The sequence below is a fragment of the Microbacterium sp. CH1 genome, from assembly GCF_001595495.1.
Taxonomy (GTDB): Bacteria; Actinomycetota; Actinomycetes; order Actinomycetales; family Microbacteriaceae; genus Microbacterium.
Genome location: NZ_LOSO01000015.1, coordinates 442,223 through 461,940, shown reverse-complemented (window position 1 = coordinate 461,940; position 19,718 = coordinate 442,223). Strand labels below are relative to the sequence as shown.

The 19,718-nt window shown below is 71.0% G+C and carries 18 protein-coding genes; 8 read left to right on the top strand and 10 right to left on the bottom strand.

Annotation, left to right across the window (positions count from 1 at the left end; all coding sequences use genetic code 11):
- Position 1 precedes the first annotated feature (1 nt).
- The gene (locus AUV07_RS10565) at positions 2 to 667 is read left to right on the top strand and encodes a TetR/AcrR family transcriptional regulator (protein ID WP_062635914.1); all 666 of its coding nucleotides are present in this window, start codon (positions 2 to 4) and stop codon (positions 665 to 667) included.
- A 67-nt stretch (positions 668 to 734) separates the two neighbouring features.
- On the top strand, positions 735 to 1,970 hold the full coding sequence (locus AUV07_RS10560) for an acyl-CoA dehydrogenase family protein (protein ID WP_062635912.1): 1,236 nt from the start codon (positions 735 to 737) through the stop codon (positions 1,968 to 1,970).
- A gap of 72 nt (positions 1,971 to 2,042) precedes the next feature.
- Here the strand turns inward: AUV07_RS10560 and AUV07_RS10555 are convergent, their stop codons facing one another.
- On the bottom strand, positions 2,043 to 2,525 hold the full coding sequence (locus AUV07_RS10555; RefSeq protein ID WP_062635910.1) for a hypothetical protein: 483 nt from the start codon (positions 2,523 to 2,525) through the stop codon (positions 2,043 to 2,045).
- A 65-nt stretch (positions 2,526 to 2,590) separates the two neighbouring features.
- On the opposite strand from AUV07_RS10555, the gene AUV07_RS10550 reads away from it, so the two are divergent.
- Both AUV07_RS10550 and AUV07_RS10545 read left to right on the top strand, forming a co-directional pair.
- Entirely contained in the window at positions 2,591 to 4,042 is a 1,452-nt protein-coding gene (locus AUV07_RS10550; protein ID WP_062635908.1) for a phytoene desaturase family protein, read from the top strand.
- Positions 4,043 to 4,085: 43 nt separating this feature from the next.
- Positions 4,086 to 5,129 carry an ATP-dependent DNA ligase gene (locus AUV07_RS10545; protein ID WP_062635906.1) on the top strand — a complete coding sequence of 348 codons (1,044 nt, stop codon included), beginning with the start codon at positions 4,086 to 4,088 and terminating at the stop codon, positions 5,127 to 5,129.
- A 6-nt stretch (positions 5,130 to 5,135) separates the two neighbouring features.
- On the opposite strand, the gene ligD is transcribed toward AUV07_RS10545, so the two are convergent.
- From ligD to AUV07_RS10515, 6 genes are all read right to left on the bottom strand, one after another.
- Positions 5,136 to 6,206 (bottom strand): non-homologous end-joining DNA ligase, encoded by a 1,071-nt coding sequence (gene ligD, locus AUV07_RS10540; RefSeq protein WP_062635904.1) that lies wholly within the window; start codon positions 6,204 to 6,206, stop codon positions 5,136 to 5,138.
- Between the two features lie 63 nt (positions 6,207 to 6,269).
- Entirely contained in the window at positions 6,270 to 7,409 is a 1,140-nt protein-coding gene (locus AUV07_RS10535; RefSeq protein WP_062635899.1) for an SseB family protein, read from the bottom strand.
- Between the two features lie 44 nt (positions 7,410 to 7,453).
- Positions 7,454 to 9,907 carry an ATP-dependent helicase gene (locus AUV07_RS10530; RefSeq protein ID WP_062635897.1) on the bottom strand — a complete coding sequence of 818 codons (2,454 nt, stop codon included), beginning with the start codon at positions 9,905 to 9,907 and terminating at the stop codon, positions 7,454 to 7,456.
- On the bottom strand, positions 9,904 to 10,563 hold the full coding sequence (locus AUV07_RS10525; RefSeq protein WP_062635896.1) for a LysE family translocator: 660 nt from the start codon (positions 10,561 to 10,563) through the stop codon (positions 9,904 to 9,906). The genes AUV07_RS10530 and AUV07_RS10525 overlap by 4 nt, the downstream gene beginning before the upstream one ends.
- A 77-nt stretch (positions 10,564 to 10,640) precedes the next feature.
- Positions 10,641 to 11,657: an ABC transporter permease gene (locus tag AUV07_RS10520; protein ID WP_062635894.1), complete on the bottom strand. Its 1,017-nt coding sequence runs from the start codon at positions 11,655 to 11,657 to the stop codon at positions 10,641 to 10,643.
- Entirely contained in the window at positions 11,654 to 12,643 is a 990-nt protein-coding gene (locus AUV07_RS10515; protein WP_062635892.1) for an ABC transporter ATP-binding protein, read from the bottom strand. The genes AUV07_RS10520 and AUV07_RS10515 overlap by 4 nt, the downstream gene beginning before the upstream one ends.
- Before the next feature lie 89 nt (positions 12,644 to 12,732).
- Between AUV07_RS10515 and AUV07_RS10510 the strand changes: the two genes are divergently transcribed.
- Positions 12,733 to 13,131, top strand: a complete 399-nt coding sequence (locus tag AUV07_RS10510) for a YccF domain-containing protein (RefSeq protein WP_062635890.1) — start codon at positions 12,733 to 12,735, stop codon at positions 13,129 to 13,131.
- Positions 13,132 to 13,140: 9 nt separating this feature from the next.
- Here AUV07_RS10510 and AUV07_RS10505 read toward each other — a convergent pair whose 3' ends face one another.
- On the bottom strand, positions 13,141 to 14,127 hold the full coding sequence (locus AUV07_RS10505) for a glycerophosphodiester phosphodiesterase family protein (protein ID WP_062636082.1): 987 nt from the start codon (positions 14,125 to 14,127) through the stop codon (positions 13,141 to 13,143).
- A 92-nt stretch (positions 14,128 to 14,219) separates the two neighbouring features.
- On the opposite strand from AUV07_RS10505, the gene AUV07_RS10500 reads away from it, so the two are divergent.
- Both AUV07_RS10500 and AUV07_RS10495 read left to right on the top strand, forming a co-directional pair.
- Complete coding sequence (locus tag AUV07_RS10500; RefSeq protein ID WP_062635888.1) at positions 14,220 to 15,146, top strand: Bax inhibitor-1/YccA family protein; 927 nt, start codon at positions 14,220 to 14,222, stop codon at positions 15,144 to 15,146.
- 158 nt (positions 15,147 to 15,304) lie between these two features.
- Positions 15,305 to 15,577 (top strand): GlsB/YeaQ/YmgE family stress response membrane protein, encoded by a 273-nt coding sequence (locus AUV07_RS10495; protein ID WP_025103755.1) that lies wholly within the window; start codon positions 15,305 to 15,307, stop codon positions 15,575 to 15,577.
- A gap of 96 nt (positions 15,578 to 15,673) precedes the next feature.
- On the opposite strand, the gene AUV07_RS10490 is transcribed toward AUV07_RS10495, so the two are convergent.
- Positions 15,674 to 16,969 carry an RNA polymerase sigma factor gene (locus tag AUV07_RS10490; RefSeq protein WP_062635886.1) on the bottom strand — a complete coding sequence of 432 codons (1,296 nt, stop codon included), beginning with the start codon at positions 16,967 to 16,969 and terminating at the stop codon, positions 15,674 to 15,676.
- A gap of 13 nt (positions 16,970 to 16,982) precedes the next feature.
- The gene (locus AUV07_RS10485) at positions 16,983 to 17,411 is read right to left on the bottom strand and encodes a YciI family protein (protein WP_062635884.1); all 429 of its coding nucleotides are present in this window, start codon (positions 17,409 to 17,411) and stop codon (positions 16,983 to 16,985) included.
- A 183-nt stretch (positions 17,412 to 17,594) separates the two neighbouring features.
- Between AUV07_RS10485 and AUV07_RS10480 the strand changes: the two genes are divergently transcribed.
- Positions 17,595 to 19,685: a glycoside hydrolase family 10 protein gene (locus AUV07_RS10480; protein ID WP_062635882.1), complete on the top strand. Its 2,091-nt coding sequence runs from the start codon at positions 17,595 to 17,597 to the stop codon at positions 19,683 to 19,685.
- The last annotated feature ends 33 nt before the right edge of the window (positions 19,686 to 19,718 follow it).

The window sequence follows — 19,718 nt, the reverse complement described above, 5'->3', positions numbered from 1 at the left end:
CATGCACGAATCCGCAGAGCTGCGCACAGGGGGCGTCGTCGCCGCCGCGCTCGAACTCTTCAGCGCCCAGGGGTTCGACCAGACGTCCGTGGAGCAGATCGCCAGGGCCGCCGGCGTCTCCCGGTCGACCTTCTTCCGGCAGTTCGGCGGCAAGGAGGACGTGGTCTTCGCCGATCACGAGGTCCTGCTGGAGCAGCTCCGCGAGTTCCTCGACGAGGGGCACGACGATCCGTGGGGCGCGGTCTGCGCCGCATCGGAGTCCGTGTTCACGCACTTCGCGAACGACCCGGAACTCGCGCGACGCCGCTACCAGATCGTGCGGGAGGTGCCGGTACTCCGCGAACGCGAGATCATCACCGTGTTCCGCTACGAGCGGCTGTTCGACGAGTACCTGCGCAGCGCCCTGCCGGGGGTGGATCCGCTGGACGCGGTGGGCTTCGCCGCGCTCGTGACGGCGGTGCACAACCACGTGCTGCGGCAGCTCCTGCGCGGACGGAAGAAGGTGCCGCTGTCCACCCTCCAGTCCGCGCTCGCGGACGCGCGTCAGCGGTACGGCGTGGGCGAGGCCGCCGACGCGGGCGCTCCCGACGACGTGGTCGTGGCGGTCTTCCCCCGCTCCATGCCGATCGCCGAGGTGACCAGGAGGCTCCGCTCCGAGCTCGACTGAGCCGACCGGAGCGGTCGTGGTACCGAGTATCGAGGAGTACGATACCTGGTGTCACGAAGGAGCACCCATGAGCACTGAAGCCTCCCCCTTCCCCGGCGAGCGCGTCTCGTCCTACGACGTCACCGGGCGGCAGGACAGCGACTACTACGCGGTCTTCGCCGACATCCCCGCCGCCGACCGGGAGGCCTGGGACCGCGCGAAGGCGTACGTCGACGAGGTCGCCCCGCAGATGGCCGAGGCGTGGGACCGCGCCGAGTACCCGCTCGACGCCGCCCGCCGCATGGGCGAGATGGACCTCGTCATCGACGGCGTCGACCACCCCGCGCTGACCCGGCTCTCCCCGCTCGCCGCGGGCCTGGTCAACATGGAGATCTCTCGCGGAGACGGATCCCTCGGCACGATCCTCGCCGTGCAGGGGGGCCTCGCGCTGCGGACGCTCGCGCTGTTCGGTTCGCCCGCCCAGCAGGACCGCTGGCTCACGGCACTCGCCGACGGCTCGGTGCTCGGTTCCTTCGCCCTGACGGAGCCCGACCACGGCTCCGACTCCGTCTCGCTGGAGACCGTGGCGCGCCGCGACGGGGACTCCTGGGTGCTCCGCGGTGCCAAGAAGTGGATCGGCAACGGAGCCTCGGGCGGGATCACGTTCGTCTGGGCGCGGGTCGACGACGAGTCCGCCGCCGAGCACGGGGCGGTGCGGTGCTTCCTCGTCGAGCAGGACGCTCCCGGATACACCGGCACCGTGATCCGCGGGAAGGCCTCCCTCCGCGCGATCCATCAGGCCCACATCCGCCTGGACGACGTGCGGGTGCCGCGGGACGCGGTGCTGCCGGGGACGAAGTCCTTCAAGGACGCCTCGACCGTGCTGTACGCCACCCGGTCCGGGGTCGCGTGGTCAGCGCTGGGTCACGCGACGGCCTGCTACGAGGCGGCGCTGGCCTACGCGAAGGAGCGCGTGCAGTTCGGCAAGCCGCTCGCGAAGTTCCAGATGGTGCAGGAGCGGCTCACGCACATGCTGGAGGATCTGACGGCGATGCAGCTCTACTGCCGCCGCATGGCCGATCTGGAGCAGGCGGGAGCGCTGCGGCCGACGCAGGCCTCGCTCGCGAAGTTCCACAACACCCGGGCGGCCCGGCGGATCGCCGCGACGGCGCGGGATCTCCTCGGCGGCAACGGCATCCTCCTGGAGAACGGCGTCATGCAGCACATGGCCGACATCGAGGCCATCCACACCTACGAGGGCACCGAATCCGTGCAGGCCCTGCTGCTCGGCCGCGACATCACCGGGATGAGCGCCTTCGCCTAGCCCTTCGAATCGCGCACTGTGCTGGATTCGGCGGCCGGATGCAGCGAAGTGCGCGACTCGAAGCAGAGGGGCTCAGTCGCAGCCGCAGCCGCCGGCGGGGGTCTTCACCATGAAGCACACGTCGCACACGCCGTAGTCGCGCTCGACGGGCTTCGGAGCCGCGGGCGTGCGGGGAGCGGCGGGGGTGCGCGGCGTCGAGGAGCGCTTGGCCTTGACCGGGGTCTGCGGGGCGAACTCGCTCGGGTGCGTCACGTAGAAGTAGGGCGCGCGTCCCTCGCTGGGCTGCAGGCGGAGGCGGGTGGACCCGACGGTCACGACCTCGTCCTCCGTGAAGCCGTTGGTGTACGTGCGGCCGATGTGCAGCGCCGCCCCCTCGCGGCGGATCGCCTCGATGTAGCGACCGCGGTCGATCAGCGAGGTCACCCCCGCGGCCTCGACGATCTCGGTGATGAACGCGTGGTTCACCGGATCGATGCGATGGGCGCGGAGCGCCTCGGGAAGCGAGCGGTACGGACGGGAGGTGCCGGCGGGGGTCGGGCCCTGGACTTCATTCATCCCTTCCAGGATCGCACGGCGCAACCCCCTCCGCTGACCGCGGGCTCGCGTGCGAGACTGGCCGCATGGCACGCGCGACGATCATCGGATCCGGACCGAACGGCCTCGCCGCCGCCGTCTCCCTGGCCCGCGCCGGCTACCAGGTGCGCGTGCTCGAGGCCGCGGACACGGCCGGAGGCGGCCTGCGCACCCAGGAGGCCACGCTCCCGGGCTTCCGTCATGACGTCTGCTCGGCCGTCCACCCTGCGGCCGTGGCCTCGCCGTTCTTCCAGGCGTTCGGGCTCGACGAGCGGATCGAGTGGATCCGCCCCGAGATCTCGTTCGCCCATCCGCTCGACGGGGGCCGTGCCGCCATCGCCTGGCGCGACATCGAGCACACCGCCACCGACCTCGGCATCGACGGCGACGCGTGGCGGCGCCGGCTCCGCCCCCTCAGCACCCACATCGACGGCGTCACGGACTTCACCGGGAACCAGCTCCTCCGCCTCCCGCACGATCCGATCACGGCGGTCCGCTACGCGATCCGCATGCTGGACCAGGGCACTCCCCTGGCGCGCGCCGCTTTCCGCACCGAGGAGGCGGCGGCGCTCATGGCGGGAGTCGTCGCGCACGCGAACTCCCCGCAGCCCACGCTCGCGGGGGCCGCGGCCGGGCTGCTGCTGGCCGGACTCGCCCACGCCGGCGGCTGGCCGTACCCCCGCGGCGGCTCGCAGGTGATCGCCGACGCCCTCATCGCCGACCTGGAGGCTCACGGGGGCTCGATCGAGACCGGCACCCGGGTCACCGATCTCGCCGCGCTGGACTGGGGCGACCCCACCCGTGGCGACGTGCTCCTGCTCAACACCTCCCCCCGACTCGCCCTCACCCACCCGGACATCCCGGCGTCGTATGCCCGTGCACTCCGTGGGTACCGCTACGGCGCCGCGGCGGCCAAGGTCGACTTCGCGCTCGACGGCCCCATCCCGTGGACGAACGAGCACGTGCGGAAGGCGCCTACCGTGCACGTGGCCGGGACGAGGGACGAGGTGTGGAACAGCGAGAACGCGGTCGCCGTCGGTCGCGTGTCCGAGCGCCCCTACGTCCTGGCCGTCCAGCCCTCGCTCTTCGACTCGACCAGGGCACCCGACGGCAAGGCCGTGCTCTGGGCGTACATCCACGTGCCGAACGGCTCCGACCTCGACCCGACCGAGCTCATCACCGCGCAGGTCGAGCGCTTCGCGCCGGGCTTCCGCGACCGGATCCTCGCCCACCACGCGGTGCCGGCGTCCTCCCGCGAGGCGATCAACCCGGCCGAGATCGGCGGCGACATCTCCGGCGGCATCTTCGACATGCGTCAGGCCCTGCGCCGCCCCGTCCTCTCCCCCGCGCCGTGGCGCACGCCGATGCCGGGCGTGTACCTCGCGTCGGCCTCCACTCCGCCCGGGCCCGCGGTCAACGGCATGGCCGGGTGGCACGCGGCACACACCGTGCTCCACGACGCCGGCACGCCCGCGGAACTCGACGACCTGTTCGGCTGATCCGGCTCTTTCCCCCGCTCGCCGCCCGGTCCAGGATGGGTGCATGCGCTACGAGATCCCGGCCCCCATGCTCGCCAAGGCCGTCGCGGCCGTCCCCGACCCCGACAAGACCCCGGGCGGGCTGCTCTACGAGCCGAAGTGGGACGGGTTCCGGGGGCTCATCGCCTGGGACGGCGAGACGGTCGAGATCGGGTCCCGCGGGGCGAAGCCCCTCACGCGCTACTTCCCGGAGCTCGTCGACGCGATCCCTGAGCTGCTGCCCGTGCCCTGTCTGCTCGACGGCGAGATCGTCGTGGCCACGGGTCCGCACGGCGCGCAGCGTCTGGACTGGGAGGCCCTCAGCCAGCGCATCCACCCGGCCGCCTCCCGGGTCGCGAAGCTCGCCGTCGAGACCCCGGCCCTGTTCATCGCGTTCGACCTGCTCGCCTCCGGCGAGGACGACCTGCGCGACCAGTCGTTCGAGACGCGGCGGGCCCGACTGGAGACGCTCATGGAGTCCGTGGAGCACCCGCTGCACCTGACCAGGACCACCCGCGACCAGGACGCCGCCGTCCGCTGGCTCCAGGAGTTCGAGGGCGCGGGGCTCGACGGCGTCGTGGCCAAGCCGCTGGCGCAGCCGTACGCCCCGGGGAAACGCACCCTCTTCAAGATCAAGCACGCGCGGACCGCCGACGTCGTCGCCCTCGGCTACCGCATCCACAAGTCCGGCACCGGGGTCGGGTCGCTGCTCGTCGGGCTCTACGACGCCGAGGGGACCCTGCGTCAGGTCGGCGGCGTCGCGGCATGGAGCGATGCGAAGCGGAAGCAGCTCGTGGAGGAGCTCGCCCCGTTGGTCGAGCGCGACGAGGACGGCGCAGCGGTGACCGGCGAGGGCGAGCGCTCGCGGTTCAGCGGGTCGAAGGACGTGTCGTTCGTGCGGCTGCGTCCCGAGCGGGTGCTGGAGGTGCGGTACGACCAGCTCGAGGGCGCCCGCTTCCGTCACACCGTGCAGTTCGAGCGGTGGCGGCCGGACCGCGACGCCCGTTCCTGCACGTACGACCAGCTCGACACCGTCGAGGGCTACGACCTCGCCGACGTCCTGAGCTGAGCCCGCTCAGTCGTCGACGGGGTTGCCGTCGGCGTCCCAATTCGCGGCGTTCTTCTTGCTCGGCTGTACGCGCGGCGGCTCGCCCGGCATCTTCGGGAACTCCGGGGGGAAGGGCAGCTCCCCGAGGCCGTTCGCCGTGTCGCGCTCCCACCACTCCAGGAGCGTGTCGATGCGCCCGGGCTTCGCCTGCATGTCGGCCCACGGGTCGCCGACCTCTTCGAGCCGCTGGGGGATGCTGCGCACGGTGAAGGCGCGCGGGTCGAGATCGTCGAGCTCCTCCCAGTGCACGGGCGTCGCGACGGTCGCACCGGGGAGGGCACGCGGACTGTACGCGCCGGCCATCGTGCGGTCGCGGTTGGCCTGATTGAAGTCGACGAAGAGGCGCTCGCCGCGCTCCTCCTTCCACCAGTTCGTCGTGACCCGGTCCGGCATCCGGCGCTCAAGCTCCCGGCCGGCGGCGATCACGGCATGACGCACGTCGAGGAACTCGTGGGTGGGCTCGATCGGGGCGAAGACGTGCAGTCCCCGGTTGCCGCTCGTCTTCGCGAAGGCTTCCAGGCCGGCCTCTCGCAACACCTCCCGCAGGGCGTGGGCCGCGGGGACGGCCTCGGCGAAGCCGGTGCCCGGCTGCGGGTCGAGGTCGATCCGCAGCTCGACGGGGTTGTCGGAATCGGTCGCCAGCGACGCCCAGGGATGGAAGACGATGGTGTTCATCTGCACCGCCCACACGATCGCGCTGGTGCGGTTCAGGACGATCTGAGGATGGCGCCGGCCGCTGTTGTACGTGACCGTGACGGCGTCGACGAAGTCCGGAGTGCCCTTAGGCGGGTTCTTCGAGAAGAAGCCCTCCGGTCGCGGTCCTCCGGCGGACCCCACGCCGTCCCGGAAGCGCTCCAGAGACACCGGCCGGTTGCCGTTCGCCGCGAGGAACGGCACCGACACGAGCTGCACGTACTCGGCGAGCTCGGCCTTGGTGATGCCGAGGTCGGGCCAGACGACCCGGTTCGGGCTGGAGAGCGCGACCTCACGCTCTCCATCGGTGTCGGCGACGGTCAGGGTCACGCGTTCAGAGGCCATGCTCCGACCCTAGGGGGCGGTCACGACCCGCGGAACCCCCGACGACTCCGGGTGCGCGCGCCGTCAGTCCTCGATCCGCACCGCGCGCACGAGCACCGGCGCGAGGGCGTCGCGCTCCACCACCATGGAGGGCCCTGCGGAGTCGATGATGACGCCGGCCATCTCGGAGTGGCTCGACAGCACCTTCGCGAGCTGGTCCGGCTCGAACGGCAGCGGGCGATCGCCGCGGCCGAGTGCGATGACCTCCAGCGGGTGCGAGAAGAGCTGGAGGAAGCGGCGGCCGTCGGCGGTCTGCGCCTCGGCGATGCCGACCTGCCCGGTGCCGGATCCGTCGTTCACCGCCACCCACATGCGGGTCGTGGCGAGAGCCTCGCCCACCTTGGCGGGCGAGTCCTGCTCCCGCGGCGCCGCGAGCAGGGACTTCACGGTCATGTCGACGTCGGCCTGCTCGAGCGTCTTCTGCAGGAGCTCGGTGGGGAACACCACACGATGCGGCGCGGACGCGTTGTCGATGATGAGACCCGCGAAGTCACCGGAGACGACCTGCTGCATGACCGAGGTCGTCGGCTGGGCGACAGCGGAGGTCGCGGACGGATCGGCTTCGAGCTGCACGGAATCCCGGACGGCGGCCGCCGAGCTGAACGCCAGCATGAACTGACGCTCCCCATCGCGGACCACGGCGACGGCGAGCGGCTTGCCCTCGCTGATCTGCGCGCGGGCATCGCCGTTCACGCGGATGTAGAGGTGCCCCTGGAGAGCCTGGCGGAGCACCCCGAGGAGCTGCTCGTTCGAGGCCCCCGCCTCGATCTGCGCCAGGGACTCGCGCAGGAGGACGTTGTCCTTCATGCCGGCCACGGTCTCGGTCTGCTCCGGCGGGAGCGCGGGAGCGAGCGGGAGCTTCCGCTCGGCCGCCGGTGCCGCGGGCTCCGCGGTGGAGCTCGGCGGCGTCGGCGCGGCAGCGGGCGCCGCGGCTGCCGCCGCGGCCTCCGGATTCGGAAGCGCGACCTCGGGCCCGGCTTCGGCGCCGACACCGCGGAACGCCTGCACCGAGATGCCGACGGTGGGCGAGGCCTCGGCCGTCGGAGCCTCCGACTCCTCGGTCGCCGTGCTCGCGTCCTCCTCGCTCTCGGTGGCCGGAGCGGCGGAGGGGGCGGGAGCGACGGCGTCGTCGCCGGACTTCTTGCGGCGGGAGAAGAGGGCCATGGGAGCCAGCCTAACCCTGTCTCCCCGCCCTCTCCGCCGCGACGTCAGAGCTTCTGGATCGGGGCGACCTTGATGAGCAGCTTCTTCTGCCCTGCCGTGTCGAACCGGACATGGGCGATGCGCTTGGCGCCTTCGCCCGTGACGGCGTCGACCCTCCCCTCGCCGAAGTCGTCGTGCCGGATGCGGTCGCCGGCGGCGAGCTCGAGGTCGCCGTTGTCGCGCATCTTGGCGGTGACACGGTTGGGGATCTTGTCCATCGCCGTGGAGAGCGGCTTGAGGGACTCGCGGGGCAGGGCCTTCACGCCGAAGCGGTCGCCGGACCCACCGGAGCGACGGGCGTTCAGCGCACGCGACTGCATGCCCCCGCGGGAGTTCACGTCGCCAGGGGACTGCCGCCAGTCGATGAGGGAGGCCGGGATCTCCTGCAGGAACCGGCTGGGCATGGCGACCGTCACCTCGCCGAACTGCGCGCGGGTCATCGCCAGGGACAGGTGCAGGCGCTTGCGGGCGCGGGTGATGCCCACGTAGAACAGGCGTCGCTCCTCCTGCGGTCCCCCGGGCTCCCCCGCCGAGATGCGGTGCGGGATGAGGTCTTCCTCCACGCCGGTGACGAAGACCGCGTCGTACTCCAGGCCCTTGGCGGTGTGCATCGTCATGAGCGAGACCGATCCGGACTCGTCGTCGAGGTCGTCCGCGTCGGAGACCAGCGCGACCTCGGTGAGGAAGTCGGTGATGGTGCCTTCGGGGTTGTTGCGCGCGAAGTCGCGGGTCACGGCCACGAACTCATCGAGGTTCTCCACGCGGGCCTCGTCCTGCGGATCGCGGCTGGCGCGCAGCGCGTCGAGGTAGCCGCTCTTGGAGAGCAGCAGGCTGAGCCCGTCCGCCACGGAGGTGGGCGGCGGCACCTCGCCCGTCGGCGGCAGCATGATCGCGGTCGCCTCGGCGAGCACGGCGTCGAGCTGGGCGATGGCGGCCTGGATCTTCGGGCCGACGCCGAGCTGGCCCGGCAGCGACAGGGCGTCGCGGAAGGAGATGCCGTGCTCCTCGGCGAAGCGGGCGATGGCGGTCTCGGTGACGTCGCCGATGCCGCGCCGCGGCTTGTTGAGGATACGGCGCACCGCCATCTCGTCGGCGGGGTTGGCGACCGCCACGAGATACGCCAGCGCGTCCTTGATCTCGGCGCGCTCGTAGAACTTCGTGCCGCCCATGATCTTGTACGGCACGGCCGAGCGGATGAAGATCTCCTCCAGCGCGCGGGACTGCGAGTTCGTGCGGTAGAAGACGGCCATCTCCGCGTACGGCATGCCGGCGCGGTGCAGGGCCTCGATCTCGTCGGCGACGAACTGGGCCTCGTCGTGCTGCGAGTAGCCGGTGAAGCCGATGATCTTGTCGCCCTCGCCGCGGTCGCTCCAGAGCTTCTTGTCCTTGCGGTCGAAGTTGTTGCCGATGACGGCGTTCGCCGCGGAGAGGATGTTCTGCGTCGAGCGGTAGTTCTGCTCGAGGAGCACGACCTTCGCCCCCGGGAAGTCGCGCTCGAACTCGCTGATGTTGCGGATGTCCGCGCCGCGGAAGGCGTAGATCGACTGATCCGAGTCGCCGACCACCGTCAGCGACGCCCCGGCCTCACCGGCTCCCGGCGCCGGCTCGGGGTCGGGCTCGAAGATCATCATGCCGTTGGCGGCATACGGCTCCGGTGTCGCGCCGACGCCGGAAACCGGACGGGTGAGCTCGTGGATGAGCGCGTACTGCGCGTGGTTGGTGTCCTGGTACTCGTCGACGAGGATGTGCCGGAAGCGGCGGCGGTAGGTGTCGGCGACCTGGGGGAACGCCCGGAACAGGTAGACCGTCTGCCCGATGAGGTCGTCGAAGTCGAAGGCGTTGGCCTTCTGAAGCTGGCGCTGGTAGTCGGCGAAGACCTCGACGAAGACGCGCTCGGCCGGGTCGCTCATGTTGGCCTGTCGCGCGTAGGACTCGGCATCGGAGAGCTCGTTCTTGAGCTTGGAGATGCGCCCCTGGACCGCCGCCGGGGTGAGCCCGTAGGCGTCGGCCTCGTGCTCCTTGACCAGCCGCTTGAGGAGGGCGCGGGAGTCTCCGGAGTCGTAGATGGTGAAGTTCTTGGTGAACCCGAACTGCTGCGCCTCGCGGCGGAGGATGCGCACGCACGCGGAGTGGAACGTGGAGATCCACATGCCGCGCGCGGCGTCGCCGATGAGCCCCTCGACGCGCTCGCGCATCTCGCCGGCGGCCTTGTTGGTGAAGGTGATGGCGAGGATCTGGCTCGGCCACGCCTCGCGGCTGCGCAGGAGCGAGGCGATGCGGCGCGTGAGCACGCTCGTCTTGCCCGAGCCGGCGCCGGCGACGATGAGCAGCGCGGGGCCGCGATACGTGACGGCCTCGAGCTGCTGGGGGTTGAGGCCGGTGAGGAGGTCGTCCTGCGCGGGGGCGCCGGAGGACTGCGGGCCGACGGATCCGGGAACGATGAGAGGGGCTTCGGTCATGACCTCTCGAGTCTAGGCGGCGGCACCGACATCGAGGTCCCGGCCTCCCGGGTCTCGAGCGCCAGACGCCCCGCCAGCAGCACATAGGTCGCCGCGAACGAGCGCCGCAGCCACGCCATCACCGTCGGCCGGGTGAGGACGCGCGTGCGCATGGTCGCCGCGAAGATCCCGTACGCCGCGAACACGACGAAGGTGACCGCCATGAAGACCAGGCTCAACATGATCATCTCTGCAGTGGCCCCCGCACCTCCGGCGGGAACGAACTGCGGCAGGAAGGCGAAGAAGAAGATGGTCAGCTTCGGGTTCAGGAGGTTGAGGAGGACGGCGGTGCGGACGATCCGCCACGACGACGCGGGCACGGCGTCCTCCTCCGCCGGCATCAGCGAGGAGTCCCGCAGCGTCCGCCACGCGAGGTACAGCAGGTAGGCGACACCGAACCACTTGATGACCTCGAATGCGACGGCGGAGGCGTGCAGGATCGCAGCCAGACCGGTGATCGCGGCGACCATATGCGGGACGACCCCCAGCGTGCAGCCGAGGGCGGCGACGACGCCGGCCCTCGCGCCCTGGGAGATCCCGATCGCCACGGAGTACACCGCTCCTGTTCCCGGGGTGGCGACGACCACCAGGGTCGTGAGGAGGAATGCGATGCTCATGCGGCCCTTCCGTCGCGGCGGTCGGTCCGCGTGTCCTGTCTACCGGCTCGACGCATCACGCGCATCCCCTCTTCCGCTCAGGCGATCCGCGTGCCGGGCGGCAGCCGTCGCGCCGGCGTCCGTGTGCGAGCCCACGCTCCCGCGAACAGCGCCCCGGCGAGCACGACCTGCACCCCGAGCCCCACGAACCAGCTGGGCACGGTCTCGTCGATGACTTCCTCGGCTGTCTGGGAACCGCTCTCCGGGTCACAGTCGTCCCACCGCTGCTCCAGCGGCGGGAGCTGCGCGCTGCGGACGCCCCACTTGATCTGCCCGTACAGATCGACCGGGTAGCCGTCCTTGCTGAACTCGGTGGGGGTCGCGTCGGCGAGCACGACGAACGGGTTGGCGGCGAGCGCCCACCACACGAGGTCGAACCGCGGCGCCTCGTACGTGTAGCTCTCCCAGCTCTCGCAGTCGACGTTGCCGTTGTTGTCGTAGGGGCGGCTGTAGTTCGTCGCCTCGCTGCGCACGGCCAGGCCGCCGAGCGCGAAGACGATGATCGTGCCGATGACGAGTGCCGAGACCACGAGGTAGGTGGACGCGACGGAGAACAGCGGGCGGGCGATGAGGCCGCTCAGCCCCACGCCGATCGCGGCGACGATGACGATCTCGGCGGCGAGGATGAGCAGCGCCACGAACAGCACGATCGGATCGGTCCCGCCTGCCAGCAGCGACGCCGCGAGGAAGGGAACCGCCACCAGGAGGAACGCGCCGCCCGTCGCGATCGCCGCGATCAGCTTGCCCAGCATGATGTCGCCGGTCGACGCCGCGGTGACCTGGATCGGCGCGAGCGTGGCCGCCTCCCGGTCGCCGTTGATCGCGTTGCCGCTGAGCGTGGGAGAGACGAGCACGACGAGCAGCAGGACCACGTTGACGACGATGGACGACACGCCCGCCCCGACGTCCTCCCCCCAGGAGTACACGGCGAACGACAGGCCGGTGACGCCGAGGAGCACCAGCGCGAAGACGCCGAGGAGCACGTACCAGCCGACGCTCCGCAGCCGCTGGGTCAGTTCCAGGCGCGCAATGACGCCGATGTTCGCGAGGCTCATGCTCCCGCCTCCGTTCCGTGGGGTGCCGCAGGCGGCGGGGGCGGCGGGGTCGTCGACGCGGGCGGCTGCGGGTGCCGGAGCGCAAGGAACGTGTGCTCAAGATCGCTCTGCGCGGGTGCGAACTCCGCGACCGGGAGCCCCGCCTCCACGAGGAGACGCAGCGACTGGGCGGCGGCGTTCTCGCCGGGGAAACCGACGAGGACGGCGCCGCGGTCCACGGCGAGAGACTCGGGCGCCAGCCCGAGAGTCGACGCGACCTGCCACGTGTCCGCGTTCAGGCGCTCCGCGGTGGCACCGGCGAGCCGCACCCGCCAGGCGCGGACCGTGCTCTGCGCCGGAGCGGCATCCACCACGGCCCCGCCGACGAGGAAGACGGCGTCGTCGACGACCTCTTCCAGCTCGGACAGCACGTGGCTGGAGATGAGGACCGTGCGCCCTTCGGCCGCGAAGCGGCGCAGCAGCACCCGCAGCTGCACGCGGGCCTCGGGATCGAGGCCCGACGCCGGCTCGTCGAGAAGCAGCACCTGCGGGTCGTGGACGAGAGCGCGGGCGAGGCCGAGCTTCTGCTTCTGCCCGCGGGAGAGCACCTTCGCGGCGGAGTCCGCGAGTTCTCCCAGGCCGACGAGACCGAGGAGGTGCTGCGCCCGCCGCTCCGCGTCCGCGCGGTCGATCCCGTAGAGGCGGGCCGTGGTCACGATGGTCTCGCGGGCCGTGAGGGAGGGCCAGGCGCCGAGGGCGTCCGGCATCCACCCCAGCACGCGACGCGCCGCGAGTGGATCGGCTTCGGGGTCGATGCCGCCGATGCGGATCGAGCCGCTGTCGGGGGCGAGCAACGAGGCGAGCATCAGGAGCAGGGTCGTCTTGCCCGCGCCGTTCGGGCCCACCAGGCCCGTCACCCTTCCCACCTCCGCGCGCAGCGTGGCCCCTCGCACGGCCTGCACGTCCCCGAACGCCCTGCTGACGTCGTCCACCACTATTCCGGTCATGCGGTCAGTCTGGCATCGCCGGGCGCGAGCGCCGGGGACCTCCGGGCTGATGCCCAGCCGTGCCGCCTCGCGGGTGACACAATCGCAGTATGCGCACGATCCTCAACATCATCTGGGTCATCCTCGCGGGCTGGGCGCTCTTCCTCGGCTACGTGCTGGCCGGCCTGCTGCTGTGCATCCCGATCATCACGATCCCCTGGGCCATCGCCTCGTTCCGCATCGCCGCCTACGCCATCTGGCCGTTCGGGCGCGAGGTCGTCAGCAAGCCGACGGCCGGCGTCGGGTCGTTCGTCGGGAATGTGCTCTGGGTCATCCTCGCGGGATGGTGGCTCGCGCTCGGCCACATCGTGTCGGGACTCGCGCTGTGCATCACCATCATCGGCATCCCGATGGGCATCGCCGACTTCAAGATGGTCCCGGTGTCACTCATGCCCCTCGGCAAGGAGATCGTCTCCACCCGTCAGGGCGCGTTCGACCGCACGCTCTGACCCGACGGGTCAGCTGCGGAAGAACGCCACGCCGAGATCGGGGTGGTCGACGAAGACGCCGTCCACGCCCTGCCGGGCGATCACGCCCCACTCGGCCTCGTAGTCCCCGAACGCGCTCTTGCCTCCCGGACCGCGGTAGGGCGCCGCGAGGAAGGCGTTCTCCGGACGGCAGGTCCAGGTGAAGAGGGTCAGGCCGCGGGCATGCACATCGGCGACCAGCGTCGTGCCCGGCACGAGGAGCATCTTCTTGTCGACGCTGATCCCGTCGATCTGGCCGACCAGGCGATCCAGATTCCCTGGGGTCACGGTCTCCGGGTAGCTCAGGGCCTTCGATCCCTCGGCGACGAGCAGGTCGTACGGCTGTCCGGCCGCCTCGATGAGGTACACGAAGCTCGCATCGACGCCCGCGGCGCGGAGCTGCCCGAGCACGGTCGACTCGAAGCTCTCCACGATCAGCGGCAGCTCCCCCGCCGCCCATCCGGCGTCGCGCAGCTCCCGCGCGATGAGGGGCGCGAGGTCGAGTCCGATGCTCGCGAAATGCGTGGCGTGCTTCACCTCGAGCACGACGCCGATCGACCGGTTCTGCTCCTGCGCGGCCGCCCGCACGAGGTCGAGGACGTCGCGCAGGCGCAGGATGGGTTCCGTGCCGTCGAAGGAGGCGCTGGACGCCCGGACCTTCGGCAGCCGCTCCCGGCACCGCAGCGTGGACAGCTCCGCCCAGGTGAAGTCCTCCGTGAACCAGCCGGTCAGTGCGGCACCGTCCACGCGCCTCGTCGTGCGGCGATCCGCGAACTCCGGGTGATCGGCGACGTCCGTGGTGCCGGAGATCTCGTTCTCGTGCCGCACGACCAGGACGCCGTCTTGGGTGGCGACCACGTCCGGCTCGACCGCGTCGACCCCCATCGCGAGAGCGAGCTCGTAAGACGAACGGGTGTGCTCCGGTCGGTGGCCCGGGGCACCGCGATGCCCGATGACGAGCGGGGATTTGCTGGGCACGCTCACAGCGTAAGGCACCCCGGGAGTGTCGCCTCACGGGTATCGTGGAGGAAAGCGACCTACGACCCCCCTTTTGGAGTGAGGCCCACCTGATGAGCAACTTCGCTTTCAACAATCCTGCTTTCCAGCAGCAGGACCCGCGCAACGTCGCGACCTACCCGGGCGCCCCCCAGGGTGCTCAGGGCGCCCAGGCCGCGTCGCTCCAGCACGGTGCGATGGATGCCGCCGCCAACGCGCAGCTCGAGGGCATGTACGCCGCCCCCGCTGCCGGCTCTCTCGAGACCGACCGGATGTCCGTCGAGGACACCGTGTGGAAGACCGCCGGCCTGTTCGGCATCCTCCTCGTCACCGCCGCCATCGGCTGGGTGCTGACCCTGGGCGGTATCACCGTCCCCGAGCGCGACCCGTACAGCGACTACGCCCCCAACCTGCTGCCGTGGATCGTCGGCGCGCTCGGCGGTTTCGTGCTCGCGATGGTCATCACCTTCACCTCGCGCAAGAAGGTCCGCCCCGCGCTGATCTTCGCCTACGCCGCCTTCGAAGGCCTGTTCATCGGTGGCATCTCCTCGTACTTCGAGGTGCTGTGGCCGGGCATCGTGTTCCAGGCGACGCTCGCGACCGTCTCGGTCGTCGGCGTGACCCTGGCCCTGTTCGCGAGCGGCAAGATCCGCGCGTCCAAGAAGGCCACGAAGATCTTCATGATCGCGATGATCGGCTACCTGGTCTTCTCGCTCCTGAACCTCGTCCTCATGTGGACCGGCGTTCTGCCCCGGGACCAGGCGTTCGGTATGTACAGCGCCGAGATCGCGGGCATCCCGCTCGGCCTCATCATCGGCGTCCTCGTCGTCATCATGGCGGCCTACTCGCTGGTGCTCGACTTCGACCAGATCCAGCAGGGCGTGCGCAACGGCGCTCCCCGCACCTACGGCTGGCTCGGGGCCTTCGGCATCATGGTCACGGTCGTCTGGCTCTACGTGGAGATCCTCCGGATCATCGCGATCGTCCGCGGCAGCGACTGACTCTCGCCGCGCACCAGAGGCCCGTCTCCCTGCGGAGGCGGGCCTCTTGCCATATCCGGGAGGGAGCGCGCAAGGGGTTGGCACGCGATTCCGCGGCCGGGCACAGTAGGTGTCACGAAGCCCCGGCACCCCGGGGCTCCTGACCCAAGGAGCTGACCATGAGTTTTCTCGGCTTTCTTCTTCTCGGCCTCATCGCCGGAGCCATCGCGAAGCTGATCCTGCCCGGCAAGCAGGGCGGCGGATGGTTCATCACCCTGCTGCTCGGCGTCGTCGGCGCCCTGCTCGGCGGCTGGCTCGGCAGCCTGATCCTCAACCGTCCGCTCACCGAGTTCTGGGACCTCGGCACCTGGCTCCTCGCCATCGGCGGTTCGATCATCGTGCTGCTGATCTACGGTCTCATCGCCGGCCGCGGCCAGCGGGTCAACGACTGACGCAGACCCCACTCGACGCGCTCCGCGTCACCCACGCCCGTCCCTCACGGCTGCGAGAGCATCCGTGAGGGGCGGGTCTTTTCGTGCCGCGGACGGTCAGCGCTCGGGCCCTCGTGCTTTGCGCTCCAGTAGCTCGCGCTCGCGGTCGTTGCCCGCCAGTGCCGCGGCGGTCGCGAACTCGCCGCGCGCCTCGCTCTCCCGCCCGAGTCGGCGCAGCAGCTCGCCCCGCGTAGCCGGGAGCAGATGGTAGCCGCGCAGCGCGCCGGACCCGGCCAGGTCGTCGAGCAGCCGCAGCGCGGAGGCGGGCCCGGTGGCCATGGCCACGGCGGCCGCGCGATTGAGCTCCACCACCGGGGACGGGGTGAGCCGGCCCAGCGCCTCGTAGAGGACGACGATGCGGTCCCAGTCGGTCTCGTCCACGGACGGCGCGACGGCATGGCATTCGGCGATGGCGGCCTGCAGACTGTAGGGGCCGCGTCCGCGGCCGAGCCCGTCCACCCGCGCCAGGGCTGCTCTCCCCCGCGCGATGCGGCTGCGGTCCCACCGCCGACGGTCTTGATCCGCGAGCAGCACCGGGTTTCCGTTCCGGTCGGTCCGCGCCGGGAAGCGTGCGGCCGTGAGCTCCAGGAGCGCGAGCAGACCGTGCACCTCCGGTTCCCGGGGCTGCAGCGCGGCGAGCACCCTGGCGAGCCGGATGGCCTCGTCGCTCAGCTCCGGCCGCATCCACTCCGGACCGCTGCTGGCCGCGTGCGCTTCGTTGAAGATGAGATAGAGCACCCCGAGGACAGCGCCGAGCCGCGCCGCATGCTCCTCCCGCGGTGGCACCTCGAACGGCGCGTGCGCGGCCGCCAGCGTCTTCTTCGCGCGCACGATCCGCTGCTGCACGGTCGCCGTGGGGACGAGGAAGGCGCGGGCGATCTCCTCACTCGTCAGACCGCCCACGACCCGCAGCGTCAGCGCGACCTGGGCCTCCCGGGAGAGCACCGGGTGGCACGCGATGAAGAGAAGGCGCAGCACATCGTCGTCCACGGCATCCGGGTCCCACAGCAGCTCGGGCCCCTGCGCCTGCTCCTGTTCCAGGTCGTGCGCGATCAGCGCCAGGCGGTCGTCCAGCCGCTCGCGGCGGCGCCATCCGTCCACCGCCTTCCGCTTCGCCACGGCCGTCAGCCACGCGGCGGGGTTCTGCGGCACGCCCTCGGCGGGCCATTGCCGCAGCGCGGTGACCAGGGCCTCCTGCGCGAGATCCTCGGCCAGGCCGAAGTCGCCGACCATCCGCGTCAGTGCGCCGACGATGCGCGCGGACTCGATGCGCCACACCGCCGCGACGGCCCGCTCGGCCGCCTCCTGCGCGGAGGCGGCCGAGCTCGTCACGGGGTCGGGTGAGCGGTCCATCAGCGGAGCGGCGTCACGCCTGCTCGGCGCGGCGGGCCTGCTCCTCCCGCCAGCCCGCCTCCTTCTCGATCCACTCGTTGTCGGCGGGGAAGTCCTCCGGCCCGGTCACCCGGCGCACCTCGAGGAACGATCCCGGTCCGAGCGGCGCCCGGCTCGCCCATTCCGCGGCCTCCTCCCGCGAGGAGACCTCGATGATCCAGAAGCCGTTGAAGAGCTCCTTCGTCTCCCCGTAGGGGCCGTCCGTGAGGAGCGGCTTCTCGGCGCTGAAGTCGACGACGAAGCCCTCCGCCGCGTCGGTCAGGCCCTCTCCGGCGACGAGGACGCCCGCCTTCATCATCGACTCGTTGTAGCGGCCCATGGCCTCGATGACCTGCTCGAAGGGCATCTCCTGATAGGCCGCCACCGCGTCGTCGGTCGCGCGCATGATGAGCATGAACTTCATGATGTTCTCCTTGTTCCGAAGGGCCGTTCCTCGACCCTCTCATCACAGACGTCGAACGGGAACGGCGGAGATCGACATCGGGGCGGAAATTCCTCCCGGGCTTCTGCCGAGAGCCCCATCGGCATAGAGTTTCATTTCAACCCCTTTCAGTGGAAATTCTTTTCCAGATCGAACGAGGACTCGATGAAGAGACGCATCGCCGCCACCGCCGCGGCCGCCCTGCTCCTGCTGGCGCTCCCCACGACCGCCGGTGCGGCACCCGACGAGGAGCCGCTGACCCGGTACGTGAAGGACGCCTCCGGCACCTCCGGCTACGGCACGGAGCCCGTGTACACCTATCCGGGATCCGGCGAGCAGGTCGCCATCCCCACGACGCTGACGCCGGAGAACCGCCGCTTCTCCAGCGCCTGGGTCGGGACGATCGGCAACCTGAACTTCGGCAAACCCGCCGACGCGGCGGACTTCGACGCCCGCTACGCGACGGTGCTCGACGACTTCGCCTCCTGGAACATGAACGCCGTGATCTTCCAGGTGCGTCCGCTGCTGGACGCCTACTACCCGTCTGCACTCAACCCGTGGTCCGAGTTCCTCACCGGCACCCAGGGCGCCGATCCCGGCTATGACCCGCTGCAGCGCATGGTCGAGGCCACCCACGCCCGCGGCATGGAGTTCCACGCGTGGCTGAACCCCTATCGCGTGACCAACGCGAAGATGACCTCGCCGGGGATCCTCACCGCCCTCGGCCTCACCGCGGACCAGGTGAAGGCACTCTCCATCCCGCAGTACATCGCGGCACTGAACGACGCCGGCATCCTCGCCGACGACAACTTCGCCGTGCAGCACCCCGACTGGGTCCTCTCGTTCGAGGAGAAGCTGTTCCTCGACCCCGGCCAGCCCGAGGTCCCCGCGTACGTCGCGGCCACCGTCGCCGAGATCACGGAGAACTACGACGTCGACGCCATCCACTTCGACGACTACTTCTACCCGTACCGGATCACCGTCGACGGCCAGAACGTGTTCTTCGGCGCGCAGGGCGAGGACCGTGCGACGTTCGAGGAGTTCGGCCTCACAGCGGGCTATCCCGACACCGTCGCCGGCATCGAGGCGTGGCGGCGCGACAACATCACGGGTCTGATCACCCTCGTCGGCGACGCGATCGACGCCGGCAACGCGGCGCGCGGCACCGCCGTGCAGCTCGGCATCAGCCCGTTCGGGATCTGGGAGCACGAGGCGCTCGACCCGGCCGGGTCCCACACGCCCACGAGCTCGTCGCAGACGTACAGCCAGGCGGTCTTCGCCGATACCCGCGGGTGGGTGCAGGACGAGCTGATCGACTACATCGTGCCGCAGATCTACTGGAGCTTCGATCAGGCAGCCGCCCCCTACGGGGAGCTGGCGCAGTGGTGGAGCGACGTGGCCGCCGGCAGCCGCACCCAGGTCTACGTGGGGCATGCGCTCTACAAGCACGTCAACAACGGGGGCTGGGAGCAGGCCTGGATGAACCCGGAGGAGGTGCCGAACCAGATCCGGTACAACCAGAAGCTCGACGGCATCGAGGGCAGCGTCCTGTTCAGCTACAACGACATGAAGCCGAGCGACCTGGCCGCTCTACCCGCGGATCAGCAGCCCAAGCACCAGGCGAAGAACACCGCGATCGAGCTCCTCGAGGGCGAGGCCTTCGCCCACCCCACGCTCGTTCCGGCCAAGCCCTGGCTCTCGGACGGACAGGTGGCCGCCCCGGTGGCCCCCGAGGTCGTCGACGGCGAGCTCCGCTGGCAGGCCGGCGACGCGCGGGAGGCCCGCCAGTATGCGATCTATCGCGGTACCGGCGATCCGGCGCAGATCGTCACCACCCCGGGCGCGCTGGTCGACACGGTCTGGGCAGGCGGTGCGGCATCGTTCCGCTTCCCCCTCCCCGCCGACGAGGCCCCGGCCGCCGCGCGCGCCGCGACGGAGACCTGGGTGGTGACCGCGCTGGACGCGGCCGCCGTCGAGAGCGCGCCGGTTGCTGTCGCGGTGCACGAGCCGGTGGATCCCACCGATCCGGGAACTCCGACGGATCCCACCGACCCCGCCACGCCGGAGGGCCCGGACTCCGGAGCCGGCGAAGACGCCGCCGCCTCTCCCGTCGGCGGCGCGTCGCGCGGCGACCGCGGCGACCTGGCCACGACCGGCGGCGATGTCCCGATGATGGCGCTGCTCCTGGGCGGACTGCTGCTGACCGCCGGCGCCGTCACGGTCGGAGTGACCGCCTTCCGGCGGCGCACGCGATAGGACCGTCGACCGCTGGGGCGTCGTCCGCGACTC